10 protein-coding genes and 1 pseudogene are annotated in these 13,675 nt (G+C 69.6%); 9 read left to right on the top strand and 2 right to left on the bottom strand.

The features are described from left to right. Positions 1-90: 90 nt before the first annotated feature. Positions 91-879, bottom strand: coding sequence for a transcriptional repressor LexA (lexA, locus tag H7H31_RS07255; protein ID WP_187064394.1), 789 nt, complete (start codon positions 877-879; stop codon positions 91-93). Positions 880-1,515: 636 nt separating this feature from the next. Between lexA and nrdR the strand changes: the two genes are divergently transcribed. The 5 genes from nrdR (at position 1,516) to H7H31_RS07230 (ending at position 8,077) form a co-directional block, all read left to right on the top strand. Then, positions 1,516-1,977, top strand: coding sequence for a transcriptional regulator NrdR (nrdR, locus tag H7H31_RS07250; RefSeq protein WP_176166475.1), 462 nt, complete (start codon positions 1,516-1,518; stop codon positions 1,975-1,977). Between the two features lie 113 nt (positions 1,978-2,090). After that, a complete protein-coding gene (locus H7H31_RS07245) occupies positions 2,091-4,946 on the top strand; it encodes a vitamin B12-dependent ribonucleotide reductase (RefSeq protein WP_187064393.1) in 2,856 nt (951 codons plus the stop codon). A gap of 195 nt (positions 4,947-5,141) precedes the next feature. Continuing rightward, positions 5,142-6,293 (top strand): hypothetical protein, encoded by a 1,152-nt coding sequence (locus tag H7H31_RS07240; protein WP_187064392.1) that lies wholly within the window; start codon positions 5,142-5,144, stop codon positions 6,291-6,293. Positions 6,294-6,520: 227 nt separating this feature from the next. Next, positions 6,521-7,438: an arylamine N-acetyltransferase family protein gene (locus tag H7H31_RS07235; RefSeq protein ID WP_187064391.1), complete on the top strand. Its 918-nt coding sequence runs from the start codon at positions 6,521-6,523 to the stop codon at positions 7,436-7,438. Positions 7,439-7,471: 33 nt separating this feature from the next. Continuing rightward, positions 7,472-8,077: a YdbC family protein gene (locus H7H31_RS07230; protein ID WP_187064390.1), complete on the top strand. Its 606-nt coding sequence runs from the start codon at positions 7,472-7,474 to the stop codon at positions 8,075-8,077. A gap of 324 nt (positions 8,078-8,401) precedes the next feature. Here the strand turns inward: H7H31_RS07230 and H7H31_RS07225 are convergent. Continuing rightward, positions 8,402-9,010: pseudogene (locus tag H7H31_RS07225) on the bottom strand (TetR/AcrR family transcriptional regulator C-terminal ligand-binding domain-containing protein); the annotation flags it as partial. A gap of 95 nt (positions 9,011-9,105) precedes the next feature. Between H7H31_RS07225 and H7H31_RS07220 the strand changes: the two are divergent. From H7H31_RS07220 to H7H31_RS07205, 4 genes are all read left to right on the top strand, one after another. Then, a complete protein-coding gene (locus H7H31_RS07220; RefSeq protein WP_187064389.1) occupies positions 9,106-10,719 on the top strand; it encodes an ABC-F family ATP-binding cassette domain-containing protein in 1,614 nt (537 codons plus the stop codon). A 79-nt stretch (positions 10,720-10,798) separates the two neighbouring features. Beyond that, complete coding sequence (locus tag H7H31_RS07215) at positions 10,799-11,479, top strand: histidine phosphatase family protein (RefSeq protein WP_187064388.1); 681 nt, start codon at positions 10,799-10,801, stop codon at positions 11,477-11,479. Further along, complete coding sequence (locus tag H7H31_RS07210; RefSeq protein WP_187064387.1) at positions 11,469-12,362, top strand: ADP-ribosylglycohydrolase family protein; 894 nt, start codon at positions 11,469-11,471, stop codon at positions 12,360-12,362. Before H7H31_RS07215 ends, H7H31_RS07210 begins: the two co-directional genes overlap by 11 nt. A gap of 582 nt (positions 12,363-12,944) precedes the next feature. Continuing rightward, positions 12,945-13,655 carry a ribonuclease HII gene (locus H7H31_RS07205; protein ID WP_187064386.1) on the top strand — a complete coding sequence of 237 codons (711 nt, stop codon included), beginning with the start codon at positions 12,945-12,947 and terminating at the stop codon, positions 13,653-13,655. The last annotated feature ends 20 nt before the right edge of the window (positions 13,656-13,675 follow it).

The following is a 13,675-nucleotide window of genomic DNA, read 5'->3' as shown; positions in this document are numbered from 1 at the left end:
GTCACGTCGCACGAGCGCAGCAACGGGAGAACCGGGGCGAGGCAGCCCCGGAACCGGCGCAGTGGTCCCGGGGCCGGTCGTGAGAGGCGGTCAGACCCGGCGCAGGACCGCCACTACCTTGCCGAGAATCGTGGCCTCGTCGCCGGGAATCGGCTGGTACGCGGCGTTGTGCGGGAGCAACCAGACGTGACCGTCCTCGCGCTTGAACCGCTTGACCGTGGCTTCGCCGTCCAGCATCGCGGCCACGATGTCCCCGTTCTCGGCCACCGGCTGCCGGCGGACGGTGACCCAGTCCCCGTCGCAGATGGCCGCCTCGACCATGGAGTCACCGACCACCTTGAGCACGAACAACTCGCCGTCGCCGACGAGTTGCCGGGGGAGCGGGAAGACATCCTCGACCGACTCCTCGGCGAGGATCGGCCCACCGGCGGCGATGCGCCCCAAGAGCGGTACGTACGAGGCGGCGGGCTTGCCCGCGGTGTCCGCGGGCGGCGTCGCGCTGGGCTGGTCGGAGCCGCGGACCTCGTAGGCGCGCGGCCGGTGCGGGTCTCGGCGCAGAAACCCCTTGCGTTCGAGCGCCATGAGCTGGTGGGCGACGGACGAGGTGCTGGAGAGCCCCACGGCCTGCCCGATCTCCCGCATGGACGGCGGGTAACCCCGTCGCTGCACGGAGTCGCGAATCACCTCGATGACACGCCGCTGCCGATCGGTCAGCCCTGAGCTGTCCGCGCGAATACCGGGAGGTCGGCCGGGTAGCGAGCGGCCTGGCCGCTGCCCCTCTGGATGTGTGATGGCGTCATTCATCGTGTGTGCCGATTCGAGTCGGTTCCGGGAGCGGTCCTGGGCGGTGATGGTGGCGCTGTCGGCAGTGGTGGTCACGTCGGCCCCTCTCGATATGTTCTCCCTAGTTAGCCAACGGTAGTTGCTTTCGAAAGGTTGCGCCAAACACACGTTCGAGTGAAAATCCGCAGATTAGCTGACGTGATCACGAAGCTTCGTGTATGAGACGGGGAGTGATTTCGGGCCATCACGGTACCGCTCCCCGTGGCGCCGCCCCCCGGCGGGGCGGCCTTCCCGCGCGCCGTCGGTGTGACCCTGGGTAATCGCGGTGAGCGCCGTTCGACTCCACCGGTGTCGACTCCGCACGCGCGTGTGTGGCGGGCGTGGTGCGGAGCCCCGACGGGTCGCGGGCTCTCGCGCGCGCGAGCGCGCCGGCGCGCTCCCGCGCGAGGCCCGATGCGCCACTCGCGCCCCCGTGGCTCGCGCCCGCCCGTCTTCCCGTACCCTCATGGCTGCCGCCGTGCTGTGACACGCCGCGCCGAGGGTTGACGGTCCGCCACCAGATCTAGTGGTTTGATGAGTGCCGGTTGCCCATAGGTTGTGGTCCCGGGTGAATCACCGCGGAAGTCTTCGCCTATGCTGGGGGCCACGTCGACAGCCCCGCCAGCGGGCCTGTCGAGACCATTGACACTGGGATTCGTACGCCGTTTTCAGGGCGAGAAGGGTGAGGGAGTCATGCACTGCCCCTTCTGTAGGCATCCCGACAGTCGCGTGGTCGACAGTCGCACCACCGATGACGGCTGCTCGATCCGTAGGCGCCGGCAGTGCCCCGACTGTTCCCGTCGGTTCACCACCGTGGAGACGGCGTCACTCATGGTGATCAAGCGCAGTGGGGTCACCGAGCCCTTCCGGCGCGACAAGGTCATCTCCGGCGTGCGCAAGGCGTGCCAGGGGCGGCCCGTCACCGAGGACGCCCTCGCCCAACTCGGCCAGCGGGTCGAGGAGGCGGTTCGCGCCACCGGCAGTGCCGAGTTGACCACGCACGACGTCGGGCTGGCCATACTCGGGCCGCTGCGCGAGCTGGACCTCGTCGCCTATCTGCGCTTCGCCAGCGTGTACCAGGCATTCGAGTCGCTTGAGGACTTCGAGGCCGCGGTCGCCGAACTGCGCGACGGGGCGGCCCGCGCCGCTGACTGAGCGGCCACACACATACCTGCCCGGGGCGCTCCGCGTGCCCGGGTGACAGACAGGCATTGCGCCATGGAACAAACTGGCGTAATAGGGCGTTTTGCCCGTATCAGGGAGGCGGAATGACAGAGACGACGAGCGGTCCGGCACGAGGTTCCCGCTCCAAGGGAAGCAAGGCCAGCAAGGGCCTGCGTATCGAGCGCGTCCACACCGTCCCCGGGGCGCACCCGTACGACGAGGTGGTGTGGGAGCGCCGAGACGTCGTCATGACCAACTGGCGCGACGGCTCGGTCAACTTCGAGCAGCGTGGCGTCGAGTTCCCCGACTTCTGGTCGGTGAACGCGGTCAACATCGTCACCAGCAAGTACTTCCGCGGCGCGGTCGGCTCTCCTGGCCGCGAGTCGAGCCTGAAGCAGCTCATCGACCGCGTGGTCCACACGTACCGCAAGGCCGGTGAGGACCACGGCTACTTCGCCTCCCCGGCCGACGCCGAGATCTTCGACCACGAGCTGACGTACGCCCTGCTGCACCAGGTGTTCTCGTTCAACTCGCCGGTCTGGTTCAACGTCGGGACCAAGCAGCCGCAGCAGGTCAGCGCCTGCTTCATCCTCTCCGTCGACGACTCCATGGAGTCGATCCTCGACTGGTACAAGGAGGAGGGGATGATCTTCAAGGGCGGTTCCGGCGCGGGCCTGAACCTCAGCCGCATCCGCTCCAGCAAGGAACTGCTCTCCTCGGGCGGCAACGCGTCCGGCCCCGTCTCGTTCATGCGCGGCGCGGACGCCTCGGCGGGAACGATCAAGTCGGGCGGCGCCACCCGGCGCGCGGCCAAGATGGTCGTCCTCGACGTCGACCACCCCGACGTCGAAGCCTTCATCGAGACCAAGGTGAAGGAAGAGGAGAAGGTCCGCGCGCTGCGGGACGCCGGCTTCGACATGGACCTGGGCGGCGACGACATCACGTCCGTCCAGTACCAGAACGCCAACAACTCGGTGCGGGTCAACGACGAGTTCATGCGCGCCGTCGAGGCGGGCAGCTCGTTCGGGCTGCGGGCCCGGATGACCGGCGAGGTCATCGACGAGGTCGACGCCAAGGGGTTGTTCCGGAAGATGGCGGAGGCCGCCTGGGCCTGCGCCGACCCCGGCATCCAGTACGACGACACCATCAACCACTGGCACACCTCCCCGGAGTCGGGTCGGATCACCGCCTCCAACCCGTGCAGCGAGTACATGCACCTGGACAACTCCTCGTGCAACCTCGCCTCGCTCAACCTCATGAAGTTCCTGCGCGACGACGACCAGGGCAACCAGTCCTTCGACGCCGAGCGCTTCGCGAAGGTCGTCGAGCTCGTCATCACCGCGATGGACATCTCCATCTGCTTCGCGGACTTCCCGACCCAGAAGATCGGCGAGACGACACGGGCCTTCCGCCAGCTCGGCATCGGCTACGCCAACCTCGGCGCGCTCCTCATGGCCACCGGCCACGCGTACGACAGCGACGGCGGTCGCGCCCTGGCCGGCGCCATCACCTCCCTGATGACCGGCACCTCCTACCGCCGCTCCGCGGAGCTGGCCGCGGTCGTGGGTCCGTACGAGGGGTACGCGCGCAACGCCGACGCCCACAAGCGCGTCATGAAGCAGCACTCCGACGCCAACGGCGCCGCCAAGCGCGTGGACGACCTGGACACGCCGGTGTGGGCCGCGGCGACGGAGGCGTGGCAGGACGTCCTCCGGGTCGGCGACAAGAACGGTTTCCGCAACGCCCAGGCGTCGGTGCTCGCCCCGACCGGCACCATCGGCCTGATGATGGACTGCGACACCACCGGTGTCGAGCCCGACCTGGCGCTGGTCAAGTTCAAGAAGCTGGTCGGCGGCGGCTCCATGCAGATCGTGAACAACACGGTCCCCAAGGCGCTGAAGCGGCTCGGCTACCAGCCGGAGCAGGTCGAGGCGATCGTGAGCTACATCGCCGAGCACGGGAACGTCATCGACGCCCCGGGGCTGCGCCACGAGCACTACGAGGTGTTCGACTGCGCGATGGGCGAGCGGGCCATCTCGGCCATGGGGCACGTCCGGATGATGGCGGCGGCCCAGCCGTTCCTGTCCGGCGCGATCTCCAAGACCGTGAACCTGCCCGAGTCGGCCACGGTCGAAGAGGTCGAGGAGGTGTACTTCGAGGGCTGGAAGCTCGGCCTGAAGGCGCTGGCGATCTACCGCGACAACTGCAAGGTCGGCCAGCCGCTGTCGGCGAAGAAGAAGGAAGAGAAGGCCAAGGCCGAGCCGGAGCCGGAGAAGGTCGTCGAGTACCGCCCGGTGCGCAACCGCCTTCCCAAGGGGCGTCCCGGCATCACGACCTCCTTCACGGTCGGCGGCGCCGAGGGCTACATGACCGCCAACTCCTACCCGGACGACGGGCTGGGCGAGGTCTTCCTCAAGATGTCCAAGCAGGGCTCGACCCTCGCTGGAATGATGGACGCCTTCTCCATCGCCGTCTCGGTCGGCCTGCAGTACGGCGTGCCGCTGGAGACCTACGTCTCCAAGTTCACCAACATGCGTTTCGAGCCCGCCGGCATGACCGACGACCCGGACGTGCGGATGGCGCAGTCGATCGTTGACTACATCTTCCGCCGCCTGGCGCTGGACTTCCTGCCGTTCGAGACCCGCTCGGCGCTCGGCATCCACTCCGCCGAGGAGCGCCAGCGCCACCTGGACACGGGCTCGTACGAGGCCAGCGACGACGAGGTGGACGTGGAAGGACTGGCGCAGTCGGCTCCGCGTCAGCTCGCCGCCCCGAAGCAGACCGAGCGCAAGGTGGAGGTGCCGGCACCCAAGCAGGCGCACAACTCCACGGAGCTGGTGGAGATGCAGCTCGGGCTCAACGCGGACGCCCCGCTGTGCTTCTCCTGCGGGACGAAGATGCGCCGCGCGGGGAGCTGCTACCTGTGCGAGGGCTGCGGCTCGACGAGCGGTTGCAGCTGACCCTGGGCCTCGCTGAGGCGTAGGTCGCCTGTCCATGGCGGTGGAGCCGGCTCGCGGCTCCACCGCCTTCGGCGATCCCGGCGCCCGGCTGGTGCGATTGACGCCACGTGCCGGCAGATGCAGGGCTTGTCGCCGCGGCTGCCGTCGTGGCATTCTCCCGGCCATGATCAACAGAAACGAGTCCTCCGTCCGCCGATGAGCGGGACGACCGGGACGGGACTGCCCGGATCACCGACAACACTGTTCGACCACGCCCTCCGGCTGCATGAACTGGCTCCCGAGGAGCCGCTGCATCGTGACGGGGAGCCGTACCCCGACGACGGGTCGCACCGTCGCCGGAGGGGCCTGCGGGCACGGGAGGGCCGGCACTCGGCCGGCACGGGCGCGGCGCTCATTCTCGACAGGCATTTCGCGCGGGCTTCCTCCCTTCCCGCTGAATTGGCCGACGCCTTCCACGACGTCTACGTTCCGATTCTCCCCAACGAGCACATCGCCGCCGTGGCCGAGCGAGCGGACAGAGAACGCGTTCGCCATACGGGCCGCTGGCTGGTCCGACACGGCAGCGACCGGTGCCCGGTCACCGTGGGACTGGCCCTGCTCGCCGCTGCGGGGTCAGCCGAAGACATCCCGCTGATCCGAACGATCGGCCTGCTCTCCTACCAGTTCGGGCCACTGGCGGCGCGCGCTCTCGAGCGCCAGCCGGAAGGGGCCGAGGCCCTGCTCTGGCTCGCCGAGCGAGTCACCGGCTGGGGCCGTGTCCATGTCGTCGAAGCTCTCTGCGGACTCGACGACCCGGCCGCCCGATCGTGGTTGCTCCGCAGGGCCTGCGACGGCGACTTCCTCAACGGATACTTCGCCGGCGAGGTCGCCACGGTCGCCAGACTCCATGAGGCGCTCGCGGACCTCGAAACCGACAGCGAGATGGTCGACCACACCGGTCGGCTACTCCATTGCATGAGCGACTGTGACGGCATGGGGCTCACCCTCGCTCGCTACCCCCATGCGAAGGCGGTCCTGGAAGCTCATGCTCGCCATGTGGGTTCGCTCAGCCCGACCACGGAGCGCTACTTCACGATCGCGCTGCTCACTCAGCACCTGACGACGGAGCCTCCCGAAGCCACGAGGTGCTCTGCGACCCAGCGGGAAGCGATCCGGGCGACGTACCTCGAAATACTCGACCGAGCGGAGTGGACCCGGACGGCACGCGCCGGTCTCGCGGCGGATGACAACCGGATGCGGTGGCTCACCGACCACAGGGCGCCGCGGCTCAGGCTGCGTGCGTTCCCCGATCGAGAACCGGATATCGGGGAACAGCACACGCCAGGAGTAAACGATCTCCGCCGGTAGCGCGCGACAGCGCGGACAGCTCGCGGTGCCGATCGGCGCCCAGACTGAGGTTGCCTACGTCTGAGATGGCGGGGGTCGGCGGTGCGTCGGCCCCCGCCACGCCGTTTCTCGACCGCCGCCCCTGAGGAGAGTGCGCCTTCTGGCTGCTCGGTTACGTTTGGGAAGATGCGTACCGTGCATCGGACAAGCGCAGGTCGGACGGCCGCGTCAGGGGAGAGGGCAGGCTCGTGAACGAATCCACGTGGGGCGGCGACCGGCTGGACCTGGACGCGTACCTGGCACGCATTGGCCTCGCGGCGTCGGCGGGCGACGGCGGCAGCACGGACGGGGCCGCGCCGTCGACCCCCGCGGCCGAGGGTCAGCGTGAGTCCGCGGTTGCCGGCGCGAAGCTCGCCGCTGACGTGAGCACGCTGCGTGCGCTGCACCGGGCGCACGTGGCGGCCATCCCCTTCGAGAACCTGGAGATCGTGCTCGGGCGGCCCATCCTGCTGGACATCGAGGCGCTCCAGGCCAAACTGGTGCGCCAGCGGCGCGGAGGTTACTGCTACGAGCAGAACCTGCTCTTCGCCGCCGCACTGGAACGGTTGGGCTTCTCGGTCACGGGACTCGGAGCACGGGTGCGGATGGGGACCGACAAGCTGACCGCCGAGACGCACATGCTGCTGCGGGTCTCGATCGACGGCGATGACTGGATCGCGGACGTGGGCTTCGGCGGCGAGGGACTCCTGGAGCCGCTGCCGTGGGTCGCCGGTGGTCAGCACCGGCAGGGCGACTGGACCTTCGGACTGGCGAGTGAGGCCGATGGGGTCTGGTCGCTGCGATCGCTGCACTCCGATGGCTGGTTCGACCTCTACGCCTTCACCTCGGAGCAGCGCTACCCGATCGATTACGAGGTCCGTAACTACTACATCTCCACGCACGAACGGTCTCCCTTCGTCTCCCGGCCGGTGGTCCAGCGGACCGACCCCGGCGTGCGGCATCGCTTGGTCGGCGCGCGACTGTCCCTCGCACGCCCCGACGGCACGACTGAAGAGCGCGAGGTAGCACCCCAGGAGCTGATTGAGGTGCTGCTCAGCGAGTTCGGCGTCGAACTGGACGACACCGATGCGGAAAAGCTTGTCCAGGGGTATGCCTCCGGTTCGTGACGGTGGTGGTCGCGTGGGCCGTACGATGGCGCGGTGCTGGTCAAGTGGATTCGCTGCTCCGTGACGGACCGTCCCGGGTTCGAGCGTGGGCAGCGGAAATGGGCGGGGTTGCTCGGCGAGCCGGGTTTCCGTGGGCAGGGCGGTGGATGGAGCCGTGAGCGCCCGGAGGTGGCGCACGTCTTCGGCTTCTGGGAGAGCAGGGCGTTCTACGACTCCTTCATGGCACGAGCACATGACCGCCTCGCGGCGGGCCAGACGGGGACGTACACGGACATGCAAGTGCTGCTCTTCGAGCGGCAGTTCGACGTCAAGGTCGGCTTCGAGCCGAGCTTTGGCGATGTCGACGTGGTGCGGGTCGCGCACTGCCAGGTGCACGCGGACCGGGTCGAGCACTTCACCTTGATGCAGGAGAAGGTGTGGAACCCGGCGATGGCCGGTTCGCCAGGCATGCTCAGGGGCGTATTCGGGCAGGCCCCCGGCCACGAGTTCCTCGTACTGTCCATGTGGAACTCGGCGGCAGAGCACGGCAAGTACCGCGAGGAGCGAGTGCGACGGCTCGGCACCCGGGCCGAAGTGGACACGGACATCGCCGCACTGGCGGGCGACGTGGTCGCCATAGAGCCGTCCTGGACCGTGTGACAGGCAGCATCGCCGCCCGGGCACACGTCGTCTGCGCCCTCGTTCCATACGGGGCGTGAGTCGAAGGTCCCCGGCTCACGACTCTCGCCGCCTGGCGTGCTCGTCAGCGGTTGGGCCTGAGTGATCGGAGCGCCCCGCACCGCCGTGGCCGTCTGCGGCTCGGTCGCGGACAGCGGCGGACGCGGCCGGTTCGCGCACCGCTCCTGTCGATACGGCCGTGGAGGCGTCTCCCTGCGGATCGGCGCCGCGTGGATCGGCCGCCTGCGCGGTCGCGGCCTTTCGGTCGCCCGCCGCGTCGGCTGGCGAGGCTGAGCCGGCGTCGCCTGTATACGCCCCGGCCTGGATCGCGGCCAACACGGCAAGGGCGCTCTGCCGCGCGTGCGTGGCGTCAATCGGCTCACGAGTCACGAGGACCCGGAAGTACAGGGGGGCGGAAACGGCCCGGGCGACGGCGTCCGCGTCCGTCCCGGGTGGAGCCTCGCCGCGCTCTATGGCGCGGCTGATCAGCGGGCCACACCGGGCGAAGCGCTCGCGGTAGAAGTCGCGCAGCCCCTGCGCGGCGCGCTCCGACTGGAACGCCGCCGCGATGAAAGCGGTGGGCGCGGCAGCCGTCGCGCGGTCGCCGAACGTCGCCGCCACCTCATCGGCCAACGCGCACAGGTCGCCTTCGAGCGTTCCCGTGTCGGGCGGCGACCAGGAATCCTCCCCCGCGAGGTCGAGCGCGTCCACGAGCAGCCCGTCGACACCGCCCCAGCGTCTGTAGAGCGTGGTCTTGTGCACCCCCGAATGTTCCGCGACGTACTCGACGGTCAGACCCGGATACCCGTGATCGGCGAGACCGGTGAGGACGGCATCACGAACGGCCGCGCGGGTGCGGGCCGTCCGCCCACCGGGGCGCACCGTCCCTGGTGCGGCGGCGGCGTCACGAGTCATGTGCAACTCCCGTTGCGTTAGAAGGGCGGGCGTGTCATTCTGAGCGTAACGCAACTCAAGGTGCATTTGCAGTACGACTGCGAACTGGGGGTCACTTGCCTACACAAATCTCGCTACGGGGCGTCACCGTCTCTCGTGGGGATCGACTGCTCCTCGACGACGTGTCGTTCTCCGCGCGGCCGGGGGAGCGCGTCGGCATCGTGGGGGAGAACGGTGCGGGCAAGTCCACGCTGCTGCGGCTGATCGCCGGCATGGACCGTCCCGACGAGGGCGAGGTCGTCACCATCGCCGACGGCGAGATCGGGTATCTCGCCCAGGCTCCACAGCTATCCCAGGACCACACGGTCGGAGACGCCATAGACCGCGCGTTGGAGGGGCTGCGACGCATGGAGCGCAGGCTCCGCGTGCTGGAGTCCACCCTCGGCGATGCCCGTAGCGAAGTCCTGGAGGAGTACGGAGAGTTGCTCACCGCGTTCGAGGCCCGCGGTGGGTACGAGGCCGACGTGCGCGTCGACAAGGCCCTGCAAGCCCTGAATCTCGCGCACGTCGGCCGCGAGCGACAGCTCGGCGAGCTCTCCGGTGGGGAGCAGGCCCGCCTCGGCCTCGCTTGTCTGATCGCCGCGGCTCCCGAGGTGATGCTCCTCGACGAGCCCACCAACCACCTCGACGCCCCAGCCCTGACCTGGCTGGAGGACGCCCTTCGGGCTCACCCGGGCACGGTGCTCGCCATCTCGCACGATCGCGTGTTCCTGGAGCGGGTGGCCACCGCGATCCTGGAAGTGGACGCCGACCGACGGGCACTCGTGCGCTACGGGGGCGGGTACCCGGGTTTCGTGGCGGAGCGCGCCGCAGCGCGGCAGCGCTGGGAGGCGGCGTACGAGCAATGGTGCGCCGACACCGCCGAGTTGTCGGAGTTCGCCGCCACGACCGCCTCGCGCGTCGCTCCTGGCCGGGCGAGAAAGGACGGCAACAAGATGGCCTACGGCCGGGACAAGGGGCGTGTCCAGGCATCGGTCTCCAGCCGAGTGCGCAACGCCCAGGAGCGGCTGAGAAGGCTCCAGGCCGACCCGGTACCCAGGCCACCTGACGTGCTGCGATTCGCTGCCCGACCCGCGCAGGGGGCCGCCGGCGGCCAACTGGTCACCCTGGACGAAGTCCGGGTCGCGGACCGGCTCTCGGTGCACGCGCTGTCCGTCCGGACCGGAGAGCGACTGCTGATCCACGGCGACAACGGGGCTGGCAAGACGACTCTGCTCCGCCTGATGGCCGGAGTGGCGACGCCCGACAGCGGCCGGGTCCACCGCCGAGGACGCATTGGCTACCTCGCTCAGGAGATACCGGTGGACAACCCCCGGGAGCGGCTGCTCGCGGTCTTCGGCCGAGGACTGCCGGACGGGCCCGATGAGCACGCCCAGCGTCTCCTGTCGTACGGACTGTTTCGCGAGCGCGATCTGCACGTCCCGGTGGGCTCGCTCTCCGTCGGGCAGCGCCGCCGACTCGCCCTGGCTCGCCTGCTGGCCAGGCCGATGGATCTGCTGCTGCTGGACGAGCCCACCAATCACCTCGCCCTGGGCCTGGTCGAAGAGCTGGAGGCTGCCCTGGCCCGGTGGCAGGGTGCCTTGGTCGTCGTCACCCACGATCGGTTGCTGCGCGCGCGATTCGCCGGCGAGCACCGGGAGCTGCGCCGCGGACGCCTCGTCCCCGGCTGATCACCGCCCGTGCCCTTGGGCCTGCGCGAGGCGGGTGAGTGTCACGGCGGCGACGCGGCGGTCGATCTAGGGTGGCCGAATGGCACGACCTCAGCGCATCGTCCTCATCCGCCACGGCGAGTCCGAGGGAAACGTCGACGACACCGTCTACGAAAGGGAGCCCGATCATGCGCTGGCCCTGACACCAAGCGGGCAACGGCAGGCCGTCGAAGCGGGCGACGCGCTACGGAGCACCTTCGGAGACGAACCGATCTCTGCCTACGTCTCCCCCTACCGCCGCACCCATGAGACGTTCCACCTGCTGGGCCTGGATCCCTCGCGTACCCGGGTCCGGGAGGAGCCGCGGCTACGCGAGCAGGACTGGGGAAACTGGCAGGACCGTGAGGACGTGCGCAAGCAGAAGGCGTACCGCGACGCGTACGGCCATTTCTTCTACCGCTTCGCACAGGGAGAGTCCGGCGCGGACGTCTACGACCGGGTGGGTGCCTTTCTGGAAAGCCTGTGGCGCAGCTTCGAGGACCCCGACCACCCACGGAACGTCCTGCTCGTGACCCACGGTCTGACCATGCGCTTGTTCTGCATGCGCTGGTTCCACTGGAGCGTCGCGGAATTCGAGTCGCTCTCCAACCCGGGTAACGCCGAATATCGCACCTTGCTGCTCGGAGACGACGGCCGCTACCGATTGGACCGACCGTTCGAGCGCTGGTGCACCCCGGAACCGTATCCACTACCGGTTAGAGTTCGCTGCGATGACCGCTGACCGCTTTCAACGCGCCCACGCGAGCCTGCGTGGTCTGGCCGTGGGCGATGCCCTTGGCTCCCAGTTCTTCGTTCCCGCCAACTACGCCCGCCTGCAAGCACGCGCACTGCCTCCCGGCTCCTGGCAGTGGACCGACGACACCGAGATGGCGTGCTCGGTGCTCGCCGTGTTGGCCACGCACGGTCGCATCGACCAGGACGCGCTCGCCACCTCTTTCGCCGAGCACCACGACTTCGACCGCGGGTACGGGCCCGCGGTGAACCGGATGCTGAGGCTGGTGAGGGAGGGGGCCGACTGGCGGGAACTGGCCGCGGCGCTCTTCAACGGCCAGGGCTCGTGGGGCAACGGCGCCGCGATGCGGATCGCCCCACTGGGCGCCTGGTACGCGGGCGACGCCGAGCAGGCGACGCACCAGGCGGAGATCTCCGCCTACACCACGCACCAGCATCGCGAGGCGGTAGCCGGGGCCATGGCGGTGGCGGCAGCAGCCGCCCTGGTCGCCGCCCCCGGCGGGCCGGGCGACCCCGCGCGACTGCTGGACGACGTGGTGGCGCTGGTACCGCGCAGTGCGGTTCAGGCCGGGCTGCGTCGCGCCCGCGACATGCTCGACTTCGCCGACCCGGTCACCGTCGCCGCCGTCCTCGGCTGCGGTCGCCGTACCAGCGCGCACGACACCGTGCCCTTCGCGCTGTGGGCCGCAGCCGGAAACCTCGCCTCCTTCGAGCGGGCGTTCTGGGTAACCGCGCAGGCAGGCGGCGATGTGGACACCACCTGCGCCATCGTCGGCGGCGTCCTCGCTGCCAGCCCGGCGGGCGCTCCGCCGGCCGAGTGGCAGGACCGTACGGAGGCGCTCCCCGACTGGCTGCCGGGCCAGCCGCACTGAGCGGGAGTCGCCCCTTCCGCCAGGCCGGTCCTGACGATGCTCCGAGGCCAAGATCCCGGTCCAGCGCGCCGCGGAGCCTGCCGACGCACGCGCCGACCGGCCGGGTGAGGACCAAGCGTCCGCGGTCGCGCGAGGGGGACTACATCCCCCCCACTGCGGTGCGCACGCGACTGCGCACCCAGCGCGAATGTCCGGCCTCGGGCGCCGAAGCGCGAGGCCGCTCAGGCCGCGATGGCCGCCCCGCGATGAGATGAGAAACCGGCGGAGGCGGGACAGGGCAGTGAACATCCGGGACCGCTCGCCAGAGGTGGTGGGGGCAAATCGCGCGCCGGACCAACCGGTAGCAAGGTGCTCGACTTCGGCACATGGGACGGCCCCCCACCCCGCGAGAAGTGATCGACCACGCTCACGTACCCGCTGACGCCACCGCCGTTGACGCCGCGTACGCCCTGACGGCGCACCGCTCGCAGGCGCCCCGACTGCTGACACGTGCCGTGCATGGCGGAGATCACGAGTCACATAGCGCTGAAACGTCTCCGGGTGCGCAACCCCTCATCCGGGCGGCGTAGTCTTAGCATCGCCATGCCCTACGAACCGCCCACTCACACCGTCGAGCGCTCGCTACGCGCCACGACCGGAGCCAAGATCGTCGCCGGAGTCGATGAGGTCGGCCGTGGTGCATGGGCTGGCCCGGTCACGGTCTGCGCCGCAGTCACCGGGCTGCGGCGCCCGCCCGCCGGGCTGACCGACTCGAAGCTGCTCACGCGCGAGCGCCGCACGGCCCTCGCTGCGGAGCTGACGACGTGGGTCACGGCTCACGGCCTCGGCCACTCCTCGCCGGAGGAGATCGACAAGCTGGGCATGACGGAGGCGCTCCGCTTGGCCGCTACCCGCGCCCTGGACGCACTGCCGGTGCGACCCGACGCGGTGATCCTCGACGGCAAGCATGACTACCTCGGCGCCCCCTGGCGGGTGCGGACGGTAATCAAGGGCGACCAGTCGTGCATCGCCGTGGCCGCCGCCTCCGTACTGGCCAAGGTGCAACGAGACGCGATGATGGCGGAATTGGGCGCGGGGTGCTCGGAGTTCTCCTTCGAGGACAACGTGGGCTATCCGTCGCCCGTGCACCGCGCAGCCCTGGAGGAACTGGGCCCTACCCCGCATCACCGACTGTCGTGGGCGTACCTCGATTCACTGCCGCGCTGGCAGCACCTCAAGCGGCCCCGAATCGCCCCGGACGTCATCGTCTTGGAGAGCGAAGGCCAACTCGGCTTCGACTTCACCGGGGCCTGAGTCGCCCCAACTAGCCACCC

Origin of the sequence: Streptomyces buecherae (assembly GCF_014295035.1) — a bacterium.
Taxonomy (GTDB): Bacteria; Actinomycetota; Actinomycetes; order Streptomycetales; family Streptomycetaceae; genus Streptomyces; species Streptomyces youssoufiensis.
Note: the sequence above shows the minus strand (reverse complement) of the source record. Positions and strands in the feature narration are given on the sequence as shown.